The sequence below is a fragment of the Priestia sp. ST2 genome, from assembly GCF_055810735.1.
In genome coordinates this window covers 917,493-936,048 of the sequence record NZ_JBVVNT010000003.1, presented here as the reverse complement: position 1 = coordinate 936,048, position 18,556 = coordinate 917,493, and the positions used below count along the sequence as shown (strand labels likewise).

The following is an 18,556-nucleotide window of genomic DNA, read 5'->3' as shown; positions in this document are numbered from 1 at the left end:
TAGTATATGAGCAGCTTTTTAAAAGGTTCACTCACTGCTGCTAGCTTGTGAAGAAGCACTACTTGATGTTCCTGTTTCAGCTTCCTTTGAAGGTTCATCGTTGATCAGTTCCCGAATATGCTTAATGCGGGCTTCTGCATAAACATTGCACGTTGATCCAATATGAATAACTGATGAGAATGAGCACCCTTTTATATCAATTCTGTTAACGCGGATCAAAGGTATTTCATTCCATGTTTGAACGGGAATAGGTTCATAATCGCCATGAGGAATAGGCTCATTAAAGATAGCGTAATCATCAAAGTTTCCTTCTCGACCGTAGAAAAACGGATACTGTCTCCGATCGGCTAAAGCTTTATTAAGTAGATGAATTTCTGTTGAATCTCCAATTTGGCAAAAGGAGCTCGCCGACAAGGAATTAATTTCTATATAATTAACAGAAGATGTGCGTGAAAGCATACGTAAGCTCCTTTATGATAACGATAGTGGCACATAAGGTCCGATAATCAACGATTCAGCCGGCGTATCAAATGTTGAGGATAGAGAGATGTAATTGGCATCACCAATTAAAAAAAGAGAAGAAGAAGATACGCCTGTAATACTAACGTCTCCAACAAGCAATTCGCGGTTTACAACGTTAAAGTTCATGAAGGAGGTCCACCTTTCTTTAAAGATTCAGGTAAATACGTTAAAAATGCGTCAATTCCTTTTTTCATATCTTCATAAAGTTTACCGATAATTTGAGGTTTGATTTGTTCAAAATTTCGTTCCATTTCTTCCGGCTGAACTTGCTGTATATAAAAAGTAATCCGCTGCTGCAGCTGCTTTTTAATATCTTCTAAAATAAACTCGTAGTACGATTCATCAATCATCATCGAGCGCTCATCAAGCACATGTTGAACCATAGAAAATCCATATTGATTAAGTTCAGCTAAAATCGTTTCGTGGATATCAGAGACCCACTGTTTTTCTAGCTGGCGGTTCAACGGTTTTAAGCTAGGATTTTGCGGTCCAGGACCTCCGGGTTGTCCCGGCTGCTCACCTTGAGGCGGTTGCCCCTGTGGCTGAGCTCCTTGCGAAAACGTTACTTCTGGTTTCTCATTGATAATGATATCTTCTAAATTATCAGGTGTAAGAGGGTTTAATCCAATATTTAATGTTCCATCTAAAGAATCGATTTTTAACTGTTCAAATTTATATTCAATTTTATCAATTTTAATAGGTGGCTGTTCACCTAACTCTTTTATTTTTTTCTGAAGTTCTTGTACGTTTTTTTCAAGCTGAGCAATGCGTCCTTCTTGCTGCTGAATATACGAAGACATTTGCTGAACATACTGATGTACCTGCTGAATATAGTCCATGTTATCCACCTTCAATCACCTCAATTCCCTTATCTTCTGATAAAGAAAATAGTTATATATATACATATGGCGATGAAGGTTGTAACATGTCAGTCGTTGTCTCGAACTGGGGGAGTTAACGACTGTGAGAAAGGAGCTGGGGCAGTGCCCGCACCGGTTCCGGGAGTAAAGGCAGAAGGAGAAACAGATCCAAGAATGCCTTTTTTTGTTTCAGTAGGTGCAGCGCCTGTAAACCCTCCTGTATTAAAGAGATTTGAGTTCGGTTTAATAACACCTACGCTTCCAATTTGAAGTACTGAAGAGTTACTTACGGCACTGATTTTCATACTTTGAATACAGATACTTTGATTCACGTAAAAGTTCATAAGCATCCTCCTGTATGAGCTTCATTTCTATTATAGATTTCCAGCAACATTTTGGTCATTTACATCATTGTCTGACGTATTGGTTGAGCTCTGCTGATTCACAACATATAAGCCGTCACCTGTATTAAACGAACCTGCGCCAGCAAATGTTTTAGCAGTGGAAATAGGGGCTATTGTATAAACATCTCCAATATGAAAGACGCTGGCTGAACCAACACTGTTAAGATTAACAACACCAACAATGGCAGGCATAGGCAAACACCCTTTTAATTTAGTCTAGTAACAGCATATGAAGCCTAGACAAAAAGGTGATTAATGCTTTTTCTTTATCTATATGCAGGGAGGAAGCAAAACATTAAAGAGAGGAATGGAAATAGTAAACATTGAAGAAAAACTTTTGCGTTCGATATAATGTGAAAGCAATAATGAAATAATGTAAGGTGTGAAAGAATGAAACGTTTCAAAATGAACGCAGCTGATAAAGAACAGCGCATTGAGGCAGCAGATGTATTAAAAGGAATCGCGCTTATTGGTATTTTGCTCATAAACATGCCGAATTTTTATTCACCTGCTTCCTATTACGACCATAATTTGTTGGACGGTTCAAGAATGAACTATGTTGCTAATGGATTAGTTGATGTAGTTGTAGGGCAGACATGCTACGCGCTGCTCGCTATTTTGTTTGGATTTGGTTTTATGAAAATGTTCCAGCGTACATACGAAAGGCAAGTAAGCTTTACTCCTTTTTATGTACGAAGAATCACGGCTTTGCTTCTCGTTGGGGCTATTCATACTTTATTTATTTGGCACGGTGATATGATTGTGATGTACAGCTTCTTTGCTTTGATCATGCTATTTTTTCAAGAAGCAAAGAAAGAAGTGATATTAGCGTGGGGAACCGGAATATTTAGCATTTATGCTGTGATTATGATTGTTATTTTAACAGTAGCGGCTTTGGTTAACGAAGGAGAGACAGCAGCGGGAATTCACCAGCCTATTATTGACCAAGCGCTTCAAGCATATGGACACGGAAGTTTTGCGTCAATCTTTCATCAGCGCTTGCTTGATTGGTACTACGCGTATAATTTAAATACGGTTCCTTTTCTGTTTTTATCGCTATTTCCACTGTTTTTATTAGGCGGTTTTATGGCAAAAAGCGAGTGGTTCGAAGAAATAGAAGAATATATAGTGGAGACAAAGTGGCTTTGTCTTATTTCATTCATCGTGTATGCAGCATCATCTGTATTGCCCTATGTTTTAGATCACAATGTAGCGACATCGTATATTCACGATACAATTGGAGGAACGGCAGGAGCAATTTTTATTGTAACGTTGGTCACATTAGCTATGCGAAGTGTATCTATTCAAAAAGTCATGCAGCCATTTGCCCTTTTGGGGAGAATGATTTTAACTAATTATATTGTCCAGTCCATTGTATGCACATTTCTTTTTTACTCATATGGGTTAGGATACTACGGACATATTTCAATTGTAGAAGGTTTGGCTATTGCGGGGATTATCATTTTTATTCAACTGCTGGGAAGCCGGATATGGATGAGCCTATTTTCAGATGGACCCCTTGAAAAACTCATTCGGTATGCTACTTATGGACGCGGTCGCTAAAAATCCTTTTTCTTCCTTATATTATTGGTGAAGGAAAGGTTTTCATGATATGATATTTTCAGAAAGGACGTGAGATGAATGGCTCCACTACATATTCATGTAACGCTTTGGACATTATTAATTATCTCGTTTGTGGTTTCGTTGATTTTACATCGAGCAGGTAAAGCTAAAGGTCAAAAAATTCTACATATGGTGGCGAGACTCCTATACTTATTAGTATTAGTATCAGGTCTGCATATGTTAGCAGCTTGGTACCATTTTCAAGGCGCAGCGCTCATTAAAGGAATTGCCGGAGTGTTAGTGCTTGTGGGAATGGAAATGGTACTTGTTCGTACTGAAAAAAGAAAGCGTACAGGCGTTGCTTGGGCAGTTCTTGTAATTGCGCTTATCTTAGTATTCTATTACGGATATGTCGTACTAGGATAAGAAAAAAGCTATCTTGGATAAGATAGCTTTTTTCTTTTGCTTTAATCTAAAAAAAGATTCATTGAACGTTCTCCATCATTAACGGTATATTCAAATCGATCTAGGTGATGCGTGCCTCGTTCGAATAAATGCTGAACGGCACAAATTTTCTCCTCATTGTCATAAATGATAAAATTAGCACCTTTTGTATCACCGTCTGTCGGTAAAAAACATAATGTGTTGTGACAGTAAATACAATCATAAAGAGAGAATTTTAATGAATTTAAGTGCTGAGTGAATGATAAAAAGGTCTCTTTCGGTAGCGATTGAAGAAGCTGTTCGTATGCATAAGGTAGCTTTTTAGTCAGTCTTAGCTTATCCCCATTTCGCAATAAATAAGTTCCATCGTGAAGCTTTATTTGACGGTCATCAACCATAATGGCTTTTTCCCAGCGTGTATCAATAAGAAGTTCTAATGTATCATCCATTACTTCATGGAGCATGGAAGCTTCGTCACTTTCATCTTCAAAGAAAATCCACTGTGAATCAACACATTCAACCGTACCAATCACGAAGGAACGCGGCTGATTGTTCAGAGCTTGTTGTTTAGAATAATGAGTCATAATCAAACCTCCGTGTGAAATTTATCCATATTTTTTTATTGCCTAAAAAAGCTCTCTTTATAACTCGAAAGTGAAAATAAAATATAAGGACAATTCAACTGTAACTATTGCGTGCATACAATGGCATTATTTCATTCATAAACAAGAGCGTGAAAGAAAGGATGATAAACGATGTGTGGTATAACGGGTTGGGTCGACTTAAAGCGATCGCTTTTAAATGAAACAGCAACAATAACAAAAATGGCTGACACTTTATCGAAAAGAGGTCCTGATGACACCAACGTATGGACACAGCAGCATGTTGCTTTTGGGCACAAACGCTTAGTTGTAGTAGATCCTCAAGGCGGAAGACAGCCCATGACAAGAGAAAAAAATGAACAGCTCTATACGCTTTGCTATAATGGAGAGCTTTACAACACGGAAGATATTCGGAAAGAATTACTAAAAAGAGGTTATCAATTTCAGGGACATTCAGATACGGAAGTACTTCTAACATCTTATATAGAATGGAAAGAATCATGCGTAGATCATTTTAACGGTATCTTTGCTTTTTCAATCTGGGATGAAGCCAATGAAAAGTTATTTATAGCACGGGACAGAATGGGAGTGAAGCCCTTATTCTATCGATCTTATGAAGGTGGAATTCAATTTGCATCGGAATTAAAAGCGATATTAGCTCATCCTGAGGTGAAAGCGGAAGTAGGATTAGATGGATTAGCAGAAGTGTTTGGCTTAGGACCTTCTCGTTCTCCCGGCCACGGCGTATTTAAAGAAATAAATGAATTGCGCCCGGCTCACGCGCTCACGCTTACTCGTAACGGGTTGAAAATTTGGCGATACTGGAACGTGAAAAGTGAGCAGCATACAGATGATTTAGGTGAAACTACAGAAAAAGTTAAATTTTTAGTGCAAGACGCGATTGTAAGACAGCTAGTGTCGGATGTCCCGGTTTGTACATTTTTATCAGGTGGAGTAGATTCAAGCGCCATTACAGCAATTGCTGCAAATGCGTTCAAAGAAAGCGGCAAGGGCTCTCTTCATACGTATTCTATCGATTATGAAGACAATGATAAATTTTTTAAAGCAAATGAGTTTCAGCCAAATTCTGATGGAACTTATATCAAGCTCATGTCGGATACGTTTCAAACAAATCATCACCGCTGCATTATTTCAACGGAGGACCTTGTGCAGCATTTAACAGAGGCTGTAGAGGTGAGAGACCTTCCTGGAATGGCTGATGTAGATTCATCGCTGCTTTGGTTTTGCCGTGAAATCAAACAAGATTTTGTCGTGAGCTTATCAGGAGAATGTGCGGATGAAATTTTTGGAGGATATCCGTGGTTTCACCGAAAACATGATTTGTCTTCGGATACCTTCCCGTGGATGCGTTCATTAGATGCTCGAATTGATTTGCTGCAAAGTTCATGGAGAAAGAAATTACAGTTAGAAGATTATGTGCGTGCAAGATATGAAGAAACATTAAAGGAAGTGCCTGAATTAGAGGGTGAATCGTTAGAAGATGCGCAGCGGAGAAAGCTGTTTTATTTAAATCAGATTTGGTTTATGACAACTTTATTAGATCGTAAAGATCGTATGAGCATGGGCGCGAGCTTAGAAGTACGGGTACCTTTTGCAGATCATCGCCTTGTGGAATATGCATGGAATATTCCGTGGGAGATGAAAATGACGGGCAATAAAGAGAAGGGGATTTTACGAAAAGCGCTTGAAGGAATTTTGCCTCATGACGTTCTTTATCGCAAGAAAAGCCCTTATCCTAAAACGCATAACCCAGCTTATACAAAAGCTGTAACTGTATGGCTTCAATCTCTTTTACAAGATAAACAGTCACCTCTTCATGAATTTTTTGATAAGCAACAGTTAAAGCATATTATTGATACAGGCGGAGAAGGATTTAAAGCACCGTGGTTTGGTCAATTAATGACAGGACCTCAGCTGCTAGCTCATCTAGCTCAAATTCACGTCTGGTTTACTCACAATAATATTCAAATTGTGGAATGACAGGACCCTCTCAGTACAGAGGGTTTTTTTTATGAAATAAAGTCATCTGTTTCTCTTTTTTGTACGTTTAACTAGAGAAGAAGACCGCAGTCTATTTTTGTATAACTTTACATAGATATAAAATAAAAGCTTGAAAGCACCGAATAAAGGGAAAGTGTACTGAAACCCTGGAAAAATGGTACAAATGTCATATTTTAATGGTTTAGTTATTGGTAATTTTATGATTCGAATAAAGACAAGCAGTTTATCGTTGTGTTTAATAATAAAGCTTTGTATAATGTTTGTATAACTATTGTATAGGATTAGGAGTGTATGTATGCAAAAAAACGTAATCGTGATTGGAGCAGGTCCAGGAGGACTAGCGGCAGCGATGCTGTTAGCAAGTCATGGCTATAAAGTAGATGTATATGAAAAGCAAGGATACGTGGGCGGGCGAAATTCAGCGATTAAAATGTCGGGTTATACGTTTGATATGGGTCCTACATTTTTGAGCATGCCACAGATTTTTGAAGAATTATTTCAAGCTGCTAATCGCAATGCGCATGATTATATGGACTTAAAACGTCTAAATCTCATGTATGAGCTTATTTTCGATGATGCGCAGATTCAGATGACGGATAACCATAAAAAGATGAAAGAAGAAATCGAACGTTTATACCCAGGAAACGGAGAAGGTTATGAGCGCTTTATGAAAGACACCGAAGCAAAGATGGCGGCTTTGCTTCCTTTATTGCAGGGCGAGATGGATCGTTTTCATCACTATTTAAAGCCTGAAGCAATTCGAGCACTGCCGCACTTATCCTTAGGTAAAACGCTCTATGATGTACTTGGCAAGTATTTCAGTGATGAGAAATTGAAATTAGCTTTTACTTTTCAATCGAAGTACTTGGGAATGTCCCCTTGGGAATGTCCAGGAGCCTTTTCTATTTTATCGTTTATGGAACATGCTTACGGTATCTTCCATCCAGTAGGAGGAGTAAACCAACTATCTCAAGCAATGGCAAAAGTAGTGGAAGAACATCAAGGGCACATCCATTTAAACCAAGGTGTCCAAAAACTATGGGTTGAAAATAAGAGAGTAAAAGGAATTATTCTAGAAAATGGAGAGCGAATAGGTGCAGACGACGTCATTATCAATGGAGATTTTGCTCATGCGATGACGAATTTAATAGATGAAGGTACCCTTAAAAAATATGCAGTTAAAAAACTTGAAAAGAAAAAATACTCTTGTTCTACTTTCATGATTTATCTAGGCATAGACAAACAGTACAAAGATCTGCCTCATCACACGATTGTGTTCGCTGAAGATTATAAAAAAAATGTAGAAGAGATCACAAAAACGCTAGCTCTTTCAGAAGACCCTTCTATCTACATTCAAAACCCTGTGGTAACGGACCCAACTTTAGCACCAGAAGGAAAGTCTGCTCTTTATATTTTAGCGCCGGTTCCAAATAATTTCAGCGGCGTAAACTGGGATGAAAAACAAAAAGATTTCCGGGATGCAGTATTAAGAATTGTAGAAAAGAAAACGGGCTTCAAAGATTTAGAGAGTCATATTGAAGTTGAAAAAATCATTTCACCAAAGCAGTGGGAAGAAGACGTGCTGGTCTATAAAGGAGCGACATTTAATCTTGGACATCAGCTCACTCAAATGATGGTGCTGCGTCCGCATAATAAATTTGAAGAATTAGAAAACTGCTGGCTAGTTGGAGGAGGAACTCATCCAGGAAGCGGTCTACCAACTATTCTGGAATCATCTCGCATTACGACAAAGCTCATCTTAAAAAGAGACGGACAATTACTGAATGAGCCGTTTAAAACCATGAAGGAAATGGAGAGTGCATTATGAGAACCGCAATTGTTGGAGGCGGCATAGGCGGTTTGATTACCGCTTTGTTATTAAGCAAACGAGGATTTTCTGTTGATATTTTCGAAAAAGAAAACAAGCTGGGCGGCCGGTTGGCGTTTGTAGAAAAAGATGGTTATAAAATTGATGAAGGTCCCACGATTGTCTTACTGCCTTTAATGCTTGAACGTATTTTAGATGAAGCAGGCATTTCTGCTTCTCAATATGAACTAATACGCTGTGATCCACTTTATGATATTCATTTTCCAGACGGTACGACCTATACAAAAAAAGCGACTGAAAAAGATCAGTTAGAGGAAATTAGCCGTTTGTTTCCAGGCGAAGAGCAAAACTACCGGCGTTTTATGACTGAATTAAAAAAGCGATTTGAATTAGGAAGTAAGGCATTTTTGGAAAAAGCATTTGTAAATAAACGAGATTTTTGGACATGGCAAAACATCAAGGCATTAAAAAAAATGAATGCAAATAAATCAATGAGAAAATTTGTTTCAACGTATTTCCATGATGAACGTCTAGTAGATGCCTATTCCCTGCAATCTCTCTATATTGGAGGAAATCCTTATTCGGCGCCAGCTATTTATTCCCTTGTTCCTTACAGTGAGCATGCTCATGGCATCTATTACGTAAAAGGCGGATACGCAAGTCTTGTGCCACTTCTTGAAAAGGCGCTGATAGAGCAAGGTGTAAACATTCATTTGAATAAGGCGGTTCAAGAGCTTTCTATATCAGGAGACAAAACGGAAGGGGTTATTGTTGACGAAAAACTTTATCCATTTGATCAAGTTGTTTTAAATGGCGACTTTCCTAATATGGCGAAAATTGCTCGAAAAAAAGAAAAGAAGTATGTGCCTTCGTCCAGCTGTCTGCTGCTTTATCTTGGTTTGAAGAGAAAATATGATCATCACAATGTGCATCAATACTTTATGGGCAATGATTTAGCTAAACATATGGAAGCAGTGTTTAAGCATAAAACGATTCCTGAAGATCCCGCTATTTATACATTTAATCCCTCTGTTATTGATCCATCGTTAGCCCCTGAAGGGAAAAGTGTGCTATATGCACTTATACCGGTTCCATCAGGCGGCCACATTGATTGGAGCAATCAGCAAGATTTTGTTGATGGAATCATTCGAACTTTAGAAGAAAAAGGGTTTGAAGAGCTTCGTAAAGAACTAGAATGGGTAAAAGTACGCACGCCAAATGATGCTCAAGCATTTGGACTTTACGAAGGAGGAAGCTTTGGTATTGCTCCTGAGCTGTTTCAATCAGGCGTATTCAGACCCCAGTACCAGCCGTACGAATATAAAAATGTTTTTGCAGTCGGAGCATCTATTCATCCAGGCGGAGGCGTGCCAATTGTTATGCAAGGAGCAAAAATGTTAGCTGATCATCTTATTGAACAATCATCTGTTCAAACGGTTGCAAAGCTTTCTTAAGATCTTGTAAGCCATAAGGAAATGATGGTTTATCCTTTAATAGAGAAAGGGGTCCTATATGATGAACATTTCGTTAGACAAAGCGTACAATCAGTGTGAAGAAATTATTAAAGAAAACTCAAAAACGTTTTACAAAGCTTTTTCCATGCTGCCGTCAAAACAAAGAAAGGCAGTATGGGCAGTATATGCATTTTGCCGTCAAGTCGATGATATTGTAGATGAAGGATGCAACCCTGAAATAGAGCTGCAGCAATTCGAATCAGAATTTGCCCGATTTAAAAATGGAGAACTATTAAACGAAAGCGCCATGTGGGTAGCTCTGCGCAATGTATTTGAACAATATGAGATGAATGTTCAAGCGTTTGATGATATGATTACCGGCCAGAGAATGGATTTAGTAAAAAAAGAATACGATACGCTTGATGAAGTGAAAACATATTCTTATCATGTAGCGAGTACGGTAGGGTTAATGCTTTTACCGATTTTAGCTCCAACTACTCATAAAGAATTAGAAGAAGAAGCAGTTGCATTAGGCATTGCGATGCAGCTGACCAACATTTTAAGAGACGTTGGGGAAGACTTAGAGCGAGGGCGCATTTATTTACCGAAAGACCTTATGAATTCTTACGGATATACGCGCATGCTATTAGAGAACCGGTGGGTCACTTCTGAATTTATAGAGATGTGGGAGCACCTGGCTAAAGAAGCGGAGATGTATTATATAAAAGGACTTCAGTCGATTCATAAATATCCGGTCGCTTCTCGTTTGCCTCTCACAGGAGCGGCGCATTTATACCGAGCGATTCTTGATAAAATTCGAAAAGAAAATTATGACGTATTTACAGAAAAGCACTTTGTCACAAGTCAAGTGAAAAAGAAAATTATGACATCTATTTCTACGGGGTAACGCAAAGGAATTACTTTTCCTTTGCGTTACTTTTTTTTGAAAAGATATGAAAGCGTTAACTATTATGTAAATAAGAAAAAAGTCTCAGCCAAGAAGAAATTGCTGGTTTAGATTTTGCTGAACACGGTTCATCCGCATACGAATTTCGTGAAAGTTTCGTAGCGACAGCAGATGGTAACCTTCATCCTGAATTTGGTGTTGGATTGATTGATCGATTAAATAAAGTTGGTAAAGTATCGGATAAACCTCATATCTCGAACGTAAATGAGACGGTATAGCAGCATATAGATGGAAAAAAGTGATTAAAAGTAAAAACTTTTAATCACTTTTTTTGTTTTTATCAACTTATTTAACAATAATGTAAGCGTTAACGTTATAATGGAAACAAAAGTGAGTTTGAAACAGTTCGTCTATAGGAGGGGAATAGATGAAATGGAAAAGGACAATTATGCTGCTTATACTACTATTGCTTTTTGGAAGCAGTGCCTCAGCGCAAGATCATAAAGATATACGTGATGAGGTAATATACTCATTGATGATCAACCGTTTTTATAACGGAAGTGAACAGAATGATCGAAATGTTAACTATGAACGTTCAGATGCCTATTATGGAGGCGATTTACAGGGAATAGCACAAAAGTTAGACTATATTCAAGAGATGGGATTTACCGCTGTTTTATTAACTCCTTTTATGGAAAATGATGAGACAGGCTATCATGGATATGCGGTGACCAACCATTATAAAATAGACGATCATTTTGGAACGTTAAAAGACTTACAAAATCTTGTGAAGAAAGCACACGAGCGCAATATAAAAATTATGGTCGAATTTCCTTTGACAATCAGTAACAATCATCCCTGGGTAGCAGATAAAGAAAAACAAACATGGATAAGTAATAAATCCGGTACAGATAACGAAGTAATTAAAGCATTGCCTCACCTTAATTTAAACGAAAGCGCTGTGCAGAAATACCTTATTAAAAATGCTGCTTGGTGGGGCAAACAAGCAGATATTGACGGATATTACGTTAAAGATATCGATCAAGCCCCTTCTGCATTTATTTCATCCTTTTCTAAGACGCTAAAAAGCATGGATCCTTCTTTTCTATTAATAGGAGAAATAAACGGGGAACCATTTAAAAAAAATGAGCAGGCTGATTCGTTAGGAGTAGATTTGCTTGTAGATAGAACGCTAGCCGAAGCCACTGCTGCTACGTTTAGCGGTACTAATCGTCCGCAGAAAATGTTGTATGACAAGTGGGGAAAAGGAAGTAATCAGCCTTTAGCCAATTTTTTAGATGATGTTCATAGCACGCGTTTTACAGCACAAGCATTAAAGAGTGAAAATCATCCTGGAGCCCGAACAAAGCAAGGGCTTTCGTATCTTTATACTTCGCCGAGTGTACCAATCGTTTTTTATGGAACGGAAATTGCGCTGAATGGGGGAAAAGGAGCAGAAAATTATGGCATGATGAATTTTTTAGCTAATCCCGATATTATAGATCATTTAAAAAAACTGGCTGAACTTAGAGCAAAGTCGCCTTCTCTTCGAAAAGGAAGCTTTACCCTTGTGTCTGAGCAACAAGGTGTGGCTGTATACAAGAGAAGGTATAAGGACGAAACGACGTTTGTTGTGATTAATAATACAAAGGAAACGTCGGCCATTAATGTCCCGCTTAAAAAAGTTGGAAAAGAAAATGAACTAAGAGGGTTAATAACGGAAGGAATTATACGACCCGTTGACGATGTATACAACATTTCATTGGAGCCTGAGACCACAAATGTATATAAAGTAGTGAAAAAGTCAGGGGTTAATATTGGATATATCGCAGCGGTTGCTGCTGTTTATACGGGATTTGGCATTTTTTTGTACAAAGCATCTTCAAAAAGAAGAAAAGAAAAGAAAATTTCTCAATCTCGTAAAAAGGACAGCGCGTCGTAGTTGTCAAATTATATTGGATAAGTATTATAAGTATTAATGAAGAAAACATAATTAAGAGGTGGAATTATGGGTGTAACAATAAAAGATGTGGCAAATTTAGCAAATGTAGCCCCTTCGACGGTATCTCGCGTCATTGCAGACAGCTCAAGAATTAGTGAAAAAACAAAACAGCGCGTGCGATCGGCTATGAAAGAACTTGGTTATCACCCAAATATTATTGCGCGAAGTCTAGCAAATCAAACGACAGAGGCAGTCGGCCTAGTGATGCCGAGCTCAGCAGACAAGGTGTTTCAAAATCCGTTCTTTCCCGAAGTGCTAAGAGGAATCAGCACCGGAGCTCACGAAAACAAAAGAGCGATTTATATGTCCACTGGAGAAACAGAAGAAGAGATTTTTGCAGAAGTTGTTCAAATGGTACAGGGAAGACGAGTGGATGGATTAATTTTGCTGTACTCCAAAGTTGATGATCAAGTACTTTCTTATTTGCAAGAACAGAGCGTGCCGTTTGTAGTTATTGGAAAGCCGTTTAAACATAGTGAAAGCATCACGTTTGTTGATAATGATAATTTTAAAGCTGGAAAAGAAGCGACGGAATATTTAATTGAATCTGGACATGAGCGTATTGCTTTTATTGGCGGAAGTCTTGAATTAGTCGTTACCATTGACCGTTTAACAGGCTATGATAAAGCGATTCAAAAAGCAAACATTCCTTACCGGGACGAGTATGTAATTCATGAAGAATTTCTACAAAAGGGAGGAAAAGAAGCTGTTTGCGAACTTTTATCTCTAAAAGAACGTCCAACAGCTCTGGTAGTAGCAGACGATCTAATGGCATTAGGCGTTTTAAATACATTGGATGAAATGGGGATTTCGGTTCCTGAAGACATTTCGATTGTCAGTTTTAATAATGTTCTGATCGCCGAAATGGCTAGACCTGCTCTCACATCTATTGATATTAATATTTTTGAACTTGGTTATCAGGCTGTACGCTGCTTGATTAAGCAGATTGAAACGCCATATGCTGTTGCAGAACAAGTGCGCGTTCCCCACAAAATGATTGAAAGACAATCCTGTAAAACCATTCAAATGACGAAGAGATAACTTTATATACAAAGAGAAAAGAGGCTGGGACAAAAGTATTGTAGTTGAAGGAAGATCCGAACGAGTTTGATTCTTGATGGAGAATCAAACTTGTTCGGATTTTTTCGTTTTTAGATTGGATTGATTTTGGTATGTCTCAATATATTTTCTGTGCCAAAGATATTGGCGTTTAAAGTGCAAAAAAAATATACACGTGCCAATTATTTTTTTCTTTATCAAAAAGAAAGAATGATATAAGTGGTGAAAACCTTGATGACAAATAGGCTGTAAAGTTTTATTAAAAGTTGGCACGCTATTTGCATAACTATAAAGTAAACAAAGATTTGCATACTAGGAGGTATATATCATGGTAGTTTCTTATTCTCATGAACCATTTACAAATTTTAAGGACGAAAACAATAAAAAGGCATTTCAAGAAGCATTAACATATGTAAATACACAGCTTGGCAAAACGTACCCGCTTGTGATCGACGGTGAAAAAGTGGAAACTGAAGAAAAAATTACGTCTGTTAACCCAGCGAATATAAAAGAAGTGATTGGATATGTCTCTACAGTAAATAAAGACTTAGCAGAACAAGCGATGCAGTCAGCTTTAAAAGCTTTTGAAACGTGGAAAAAATGGAAAGTAGAACATCGCGCGGATATTCTTTTCCGTGCAGCGGCCATCATCCGTCGCAGAAAGCATGAATTTTCTAGTTATCTTGTAAAAGAAGCAGGAAAGCCTTGGAACGAAGCAGATGCTGATACAGCAGAAGCAATTGATTTTTTAGAGTACTATGCACGTCAAGTCCTGACGTTAAAAGATGGTTCTCCAGTACAGAGTCGAGACGGTGAGTATAATCAGTACAATTATATTCCACTTGGCGTAGGTATTATTATTTCACCCTTTAACTTCCCGTTAGCTATCATGGCTGGAACAGCAGTAGCAGCTATCGTAACAGGCAACACGATTTTATTAAAGCCAGCTGATGCCACTCCTGTAGTAGCAGCGAAATTTGTAGAAGTAATGGAAGAAGCAGGTTTACCGAAAGGCGTATTAAACTTTATTCCTGGTGCTACACCTGAAATCGGTGACTACTTAGTTGAACATCCAAAAACACGTTTTGTTTCATTTACCGGCTCGCGCGCAGTAGGTTGCCGCATTTACGAAAGAGCAGCAAAAGTACAGCCGGGCCAAAAATGGCTAAAACGCGTTATTGCTGAAATGGGCGGAAAAGATACGGTGGTTGTAGACAAAGATGCGGATCTTGATTTAGCTGCTTCTTCAATTGTATACTCTGCATTTGGTTTTGCAGGGCAAAAGTGCTCCGCTGGTTCTCGTGCTGTTGTGCATCAAGATGTGTATGATGAAGTGCTTGAAAAAGCAGTTGCGCTAACAAAAACATTAACTGTTGGAAACCCGGAAGAAGTTTCAACTTATATGGGACCTGTTATTCATGAGGCGTCGTATAACAAAGTATTATCGTATATTGAAATTGGAAAAGAAGAAGGACGGCTTGTTGCGGGAGGAGAAGCAGACAATTCAACTGGATACTTTATTCAGCCAACTATTTTTGCGGATGTAGATGAAAAAGCTCGTCTCATGCAAGAAGAAATTTTTGGTCCGGTAGTAGCATTCTCTAAAGCGCGAGATTTTGATCATATGATGGAGATTGCAAACAATACAGAATATGCATTAACAGGCGCTTTATTATCAAACAACCGCGAGCATATTGAGCGCGCTCGTGAAGAGTTCCATGTTGGAAATCTGTATTTTAACAGAGGATGTACAGGAGCGATTGTGGGTTACCAGCCTTTTGGCGGATTTAATATGTCAGGAACGGATTCAAAAGCAGGCGGACCGGATTATCTTGTTCTTCACATGCAAGCAAAAACAACATCTGAAACATTCTAATTAGAAAATAAGGAGGAGTAAATATGACAACTGAAACACAAAAAACGGTGAAAATCATTGAGCAAACAGAAAAATTTGGGGCACACAACTATCATCCGCTGCCGATTGTAATTGAAAAGGCAGAAGGCGTATGGGTACACGATCCAGAAAATAATAAATATATGGATATGCTAAGTGCTTATTCCGCTGTTAACCAAGGACATCGTCATCCAAAAATTATTGAAGCATTAAAACGTCAAGCTGATAAAGTAACGTTAACGTCACGAGCTTTTCATAATGATCAGCTTGGTCCATGGTATGAAAAGATTTGTAAATTAACAAATAAAAATATGGCTCTTCCAATGAATACGGGAGCAGAAGCGGTGGAAACAGCCATTAAAGCTGCACGCCGCTGGGCTTACGATGTGAAAGGCGTTGCTGAAAATCAAGCACAAATCATCGCATGTGTGGGCAACTTCCACGGTCGTACAATGACAGCTGTTTCCTTATCGTCTGAAGCAGAATATCAACGTGGTTTTGGACCGATGCTTCCAGGGCTTCAAACCATTCCTTATGGTGATTTAGAAGCGTTAAAAGCTGCTATTACACCAAATACAGCCGCATTTTTAATTGAGCCAATTCAAGGTGAAGCAGGTATCGTTTTACCTCCAGAAGGCTTCTTAAAAGCTGCAGCTGATTTATGTAAAGAACATAATGTGCTATTTATTGCTGATGAAATACAAGTTGGCTTAGCGCGTACAGGCAAAATGTTTGCTTGTGATTGGGAAGGCGTAGAACCAGATATGCTAATTTTAGGTAAAGCGCTTGGAGGAGGAGTTTTCCCTATTTCTTGCGTAGTCGCTAATGAAGACATTTTAAGTGTCTTTAACCCTGGCTCTCATGGTTCAACATTTGGAGGAAACCCGCTTGCTTGCGCCGTATCATTAGCTGCTTTGGAAGTAATTGAAGATGAAGAACTTCCAGCGCGTTCATTAGAATTAGGTTCTTATTTCAAGCAGAAGCTCCAAAGCTTAAGCAATCCAGTTATTAAAGAAGTGCGCGGCCGAGGTCTATTCATTGGGGTAGAATTACACGAAGAAGCTCGTCCTTATTGTGAAAAATTAAAAGACCAAGGTTTGCTTTGTAAAGAAACGCACAGTACGGTTATTCGTTTTGCTCCGCCGCTAACGATTTCAAAAGAAGAGTTAGACTGGGCAATTGAACGAATTGAAAAAGTATTTGCTGAGTAATCGGTTTAAAATAAATAAAAATAGTACGATATGTATATATCGTACTATTTTTATTCATATGCAGCTAAATAACGTTTTTATTTGATAGGCAGGAGGAATAGAAGTGTATATCCAACTCTCACAGCTAAGCATGGAAGAGCAAGTTGAATGTTTAACAAAAGCGTTAGTGAAAATCAAAAGTATCAATGGGACAAGCGGCGAAGTAAAGATTGCTGATTTCATTAAAAACACGCTTCAAAGTTTTCCTTATTTCAAAGAAAATCCCCTCCACGTTTGGGAACAGAAAATTAATGGCGATACGCTAGGTAGAAAAAATGTATTTGCTTTTATTCAAGGCAGCAAAAAAAATGCTCAAACAATGATTTATCACGCTCACTTAGATACGGTTGGCATTGAAGATTTTGGTCCATTAAAAGACATAGCATTAGATCCAGAAGAACTTCAGCGCTATTTCTCTACGCATAACATTAATGAAGATGTACAGCGAGATGCTCGCTCAGGTGAATGGATGTTTGGAAGAGGAGCCGTTGATATGCAAAGTGGAATTGCTGTACATTTAGCCAATGTGCTGCATTTTACTAAGCATCCAAATAAATTAGAAGGAAACGTCCTTTTTATGGTCAACCCAGATGAGGAAAGTCAGCATGCTGGAATTATTTCTGCCGTTTCTGAACTGAACCGTTTGAAAAAAGAAAAAAATCTTTCATATGTAGCAGCGATTAATACCGACTTTATTACACCTCTTTACGATGGAGATTCCACGCGCTATATTTATACAGGAGCCGCTGGGAAACTGCTTCCATGTTTTTATATTTACGGAAGGGAGGTACACGTAGGAGATACGCTTGCTGGTATAGATCCTAATTTGATTGCATCTGAGATTACAGGAAGCATCCATAACAATATTAATCTAGCTGAAAATATTGAAGGAGAGCTGGTACTGCCACCTTCCTGTCTGTATCAACGAGATAATAAAGAGGCTTATAATGTGCAAACTGCTGTAAGCAGTCATTTGTATTTTAACTATTTCATCTATGAACGAACGGCAAAAGAAGTGATGAGTCAATTAATTGGATTATCAATCGAAGCATGTGAAAAAGTGGAGGAAAAACTTTCTGATTATTACGAACTTTTTGTTCAGAGAACGAATTTACCAAAGCGAAACTTGTCTTGGAAAGTGGATGTTGTGAGTTTGGAAGATTACCTGGAAGAATTGGATCAAAAAGGGATAAATGCTCAGGCTTGTATTGAACGAGCTTTCGAACAGTATGGGCATTTAGAACTTAGAACAAGGTGCTTTAAAGTAATTGAAGAACTTCAAAAGTTAGATCCGCATCAAAGTCCGCGCGTAATTGTCTTTTTTGCACCGCCTTACTTGCCTCATAATCACTTGAAGAAAGACGAAAACAGGGATCAGCAGCTTCTTTATCCCTTGCAAGCAGCTGTGGAGAAGGTTGGAAAACAGACGGGAGAGACGTTTCAGTTTAAAAAATTTTTTCCCTACCTAGCGGATGGCAGCTTTTTATCTCTTCATGAGACAGATGAGGAAATCGATGCTTTTACACGTAACTTTCCGGGGTGGGGGATTGCAGGGGCGATTCCTTTCCGTGAAATTCGAGAGTTAAATATTCCGTCCATCAATATAGGAGTATATGGGAAAGACGGACATAAGTGGACAGAGCGAGTGTATAAGCCTTATTCGTTCGGAGTTCTTCCTAAGTTGATTCAAGAAACAACTGTTCAGATGCTAAAAAGTAGGCATGCTTGTACAAACCACATATAAG

17 protein-coding genes are annotated in these 18,556 nt (G+C 38.4%); 11 read left to right on the top strand and 6 right to left on the bottom strand.

What is annotated here, in order from left to right:
• Positions 1-27: 27 nt before the first annotated feature.
• The 5 genes from AC0KUU_RS17090 to AC0KUU_RS17070 form a co-directional block, all read right to left on the bottom strand.
• Positions 28-459, bottom strand: coding sequence for a spore germination protein GerPE (locus AC0KUU_RS17090; protein ID WP_028407429.1), 432 nt, complete (start codon positions 457-459; stop codon positions 28-30).
• A 12-nt stretch (positions 460-471) separates the two neighbouring features.
• Positions 472-648, bottom strand: coding sequence for a hypothetical protein (locus AC0KUU_RS17085; RefSeq protein ID WP_013055355.1), 177 nt, complete (start codon positions 646-648; stop codon positions 472-474).
• Entirely contained in the window at positions 645-1,361 is a 717-nt protein-coding gene (gene gerPC / locus AC0KUU_RS17080; RefSeq protein ID WP_043980887.1) for a spore germination protein GerPC, read from the bottom strand. Before gerPC ends, AC0KUU_RS17085 begins: the two co-directional genes overlap by 4 nt.
• A gap of 89 nt (positions 1,362-1,450) precedes the next feature.
• Complete coding sequence (locus AC0KUU_RS17075; protein WP_237074501.1) at positions 1,451-1,726, bottom strand: spore germination protein GerPB; 276 nt, start codon at positions 1,724-1,726, stop codon at positions 1,451-1,453.
• Positions 1,727-1,756: 30 nt separating this feature from the next.
• Complete coding sequence (locus AC0KUU_RS17070; RefSeq protein WP_013055358.1) at positions 1,757-1,978, bottom strand: spore germination protein; 222 nt, start codon at positions 1,976-1,978, stop codon at positions 1,757-1,759.
• Between the two features lie 198 nt (positions 1,979-2,176).
• Between AC0KUU_RS17070 and AC0KUU_RS17065 the strand changes: the two genes are divergently transcribed.
• Together AC0KUU_RS17065 and AC0KUU_RS17060 are read left to right on the top strand one after the other, a co-directional pair.
• A complete protein-coding gene (locus AC0KUU_RS17065) occupies positions 2,177-3,349 on the top strand; it encodes a DUF418 domain-containing protein (protein WP_165575574.1) in 1,173 nt (390 codons plus the stop codon).
• 78 nt (positions 3,350-3,427) lie between these two features.
• Complete coding sequence (locus tag AC0KUU_RS17060; protein WP_013055360.1) at positions 3,428-3,775, top strand: DUF1516 family protein; 348 nt, start codon at positions 3,428-3,430, stop codon at positions 3,773-3,775.
• 41 nt (positions 3,776-3,816) lie between these two features.
• Here the strand turns inward: AC0KUU_RS17060 and AC0KUU_RS17055 are convergent, their stop codons facing one another.
• Complete coding sequence (locus AC0KUU_RS17055; RefSeq protein ID WP_016763009.1) at positions 3,817-4,377, bottom strand: DUF2777 domain-containing protein; 561 nt, start codon at positions 4,375-4,377, stop codon at positions 3,817-3,819.
• Between the two features lie 171 nt (positions 4,378-4,548).
• Here AC0KUU_RS17055 and asnB point away from each other — a divergent pair, with 171 nt between their 5' ends.
• The 9 genes from asnB to AC0KUU_RS17010 all read left to right on the top strand — a co-directional run bounded on the left by asnB (position 4,549) and on the right by AC0KUU_RS17010 (position 18,555).
• Positions 4,549-6,396: an asparagine synthase (glutamine-hydrolyzing) gene (gene asnB, locus AC0KUU_RS17050; RefSeq protein WP_025749930.1), complete on the top strand. Its 1,848-nt coding sequence runs from the start codon at positions 4,549-4,551 to the stop codon at positions 6,394-6,396.
• Between the two features lie 316 nt (positions 6,397-6,712).
• On the top strand, positions 6,713-8,245 hold the full coding sequence (locus AC0KUU_RS17045) for a phytoene desaturase family protein (RefSeq protein ID WP_322551717.1): 1,533 nt from the start codon (positions 6,713-6,715) through the stop codon (positions 8,243-8,245).
• On the top strand, positions 8,242-9,699 hold the full coding sequence (locus tag AC0KUU_RS17040; RefSeq protein WP_322551718.1) for a phytoene desaturase family protein: 1,458 nt from the start codon (positions 8,242-8,244) through the stop codon (positions 9,697-9,699). The genes AC0KUU_RS17045 and AC0KUU_RS17040 overlap by 4 nt, the downstream gene beginning before the upstream one ends.
• 58 nt (positions 9,700-9,757) lie before the next feature.
• Positions 9,758-10,606, top strand: coding sequence for a phytoene/squalene synthase family protein (locus AC0KUU_RS17035; protein WP_016763013.1), 849 nt, complete (start codon positions 9,758-9,760; stop codon positions 10,604-10,606).
• Between the two features lie 427 nt (positions 10,607-11,033).
• Complete coding sequence (locus AC0KUU_RS17030) at positions 11,034-12,548, top strand: alpha-amylase family glycosyl hydrolase (RefSeq protein WP_322551719.1); 1,515 nt, start codon at positions 11,034-11,036, stop codon at positions 12,546-12,548.
• 66 nt (positions 12,549-12,614) lie between these two features.
• A complete protein-coding gene (locus tag AC0KUU_RS17025) occupies positions 12,615-13,649 on the top strand; it encodes a LacI family DNA-binding transcriptional regulator (RefSeq protein ID WP_043980528.1) in 1,035 nt (344 codons plus the stop codon).
• Positions 13,650-13,995: 346 nt separating this feature from the next.
• Positions 13,996-15,543 (top strand): L-glutamate gamma-semialdehyde dehydrogenase, encoded by a 1,548-nt coding sequence (gene pruA, locus AC0KUU_RS17020; protein ID WP_014461625.1) that lies wholly within the window; start codon positions 13,996-13,998, stop codon positions 15,541-15,543.
• A gap of 23 nt (positions 15,544-15,566) precedes the next feature.
• Positions 15,567-16,772: an ornithine--oxo-acid transaminase gene (locus tag AC0KUU_RS17015; RefSeq protein ID WP_013055371.1), complete on the top strand. Its 1,206-nt coding sequence runs from the start codon at positions 15,567-15,569 to the stop codon at positions 16,770-16,772.
• A 103-nt stretch (positions 16,773-16,875) separates the two neighbouring features.
• Positions 16,876-18,555 carry a M20/M25/M40 family metallo-hydrolase gene (locus AC0KUU_RS17010; protein ID WP_322551720.1) on the top strand — a complete coding sequence of 560 codons (1,680 nt, stop codon included), beginning with the start codon at positions 16,876-16,878 and terminating at the stop codon, positions 18,553-18,555.
• Position 18,556 lies beyond the last annotated feature (1 nt).

Excerpts from the sequence above, each read along its gene's own strand:
- AC0KUU_RS17090 (WP_028407429.1), bottom strand. The coding sequence starts at position 459 with ATGCTTTCACGCACATCTTCTGTTAATTATATAGAAATTAATTCCTTG.
- AC0KUU_RS17085 (WP_013055355.1), bottom strand. The coding sequence starts at position 648 with ATGAACTTTAACGTTGTAAACCGCGAATTGCTTGTTGGAGACGTTAGT.
- gerPC (WP_043980887.1), bottom strand. The coding sequence starts at position 1,361 with ATGGACTATATTCAGCAGGTACATCAGTATGTTCAGCAAATGTCTTCG.
- AC0KUU_RS17075 (WP_237074501.1), bottom strand. The coding sequence starts at position 1,726 with ATGAACTTTTACGTGAATCAAAGTATCTGTATTCAAAGTATGAAAATC.
- AC0KUU_RS17070 (WP_013055358.1), bottom strand. The coding sequence starts at position 1,978 with ATGCCTGCCATTGTTGGTGTTGTTAATCTTAACAGTGTTGGTTCAGCC.
- AC0KUU_RS17065 (WP_165575574.1), top strand. The coding sequence starts at position 2,177 with ATGAAACGTTTCAAAATGAACGCAGCTGATAAAGAACAGCGCATTGAG.
- AC0KUU_RS17060 (WP_013055360.1), top strand. The coding sequence starts at position 3,428 with ATGGCTCCACTACATATTCATGTAACGCTTTGGACATTATTAATTATC.
- AC0KUU_RS17055 (WP_016763009.1), bottom strand. The coding sequence starts at position 4,377 with ATGACTCATTATTCTAAACAACAAGCTCTGAACAATCAGCCGCGTTCC.
- asnB (WP_025749930.1), top strand. The coding sequence starts at position 4,549 with ATGTGTGGTATAACGGGTTGGGTCGACTTAAAGCGATCGCTTTTAAAT.
- AC0KUU_RS17045 (WP_322551717.1), top strand. The coding sequence starts at position 6,713 with ATGCAAAAAAACGTAATCGTGATTGGAGCAGGTCCAGGAGGACTAGCG.
- AC0KUU_RS17040 (WP_322551718.1), top strand. The coding sequence starts at position 8,242 with ATGAGAACCGCAATTGTTGGAGGCGGCATAGGCGGTTTGATTACCGCT.
- AC0KUU_RS17035 (WP_016763013.1), top strand. The coding sequence starts at position 9,758 with ATGATGAACATTTCGTTAGACAAAGCGTACAATCAGTGTGAAGAAATT.
- AC0KUU_RS17030 (WP_322551719.1), top strand. The coding sequence starts at position 11,034 with ATGAAATGGAAAAGGACAATTATGCTGCTTATACTACTATTGCTTTTT.
- AC0KUU_RS17025 (WP_043980528.1), top strand. The coding sequence starts at position 12,615 with ATGGGTGTAACAATAAAAGATGTGGCAAATTTAGCAAATGTAGCCCCT.
- pruA (WP_014461625.1), top strand. The coding sequence starts at position 13,996 with ATGGTAGTTTCTTATTCTCATGAACCATTTACAAATTTTAAGGACGAA.
- AC0KUU_RS17015 (WP_013055371.1), top strand. The coding sequence starts at position 15,567 with ATGACAACTGAAACACAAAAAACGGTGAAAATCATTGAGCAAACAGAA.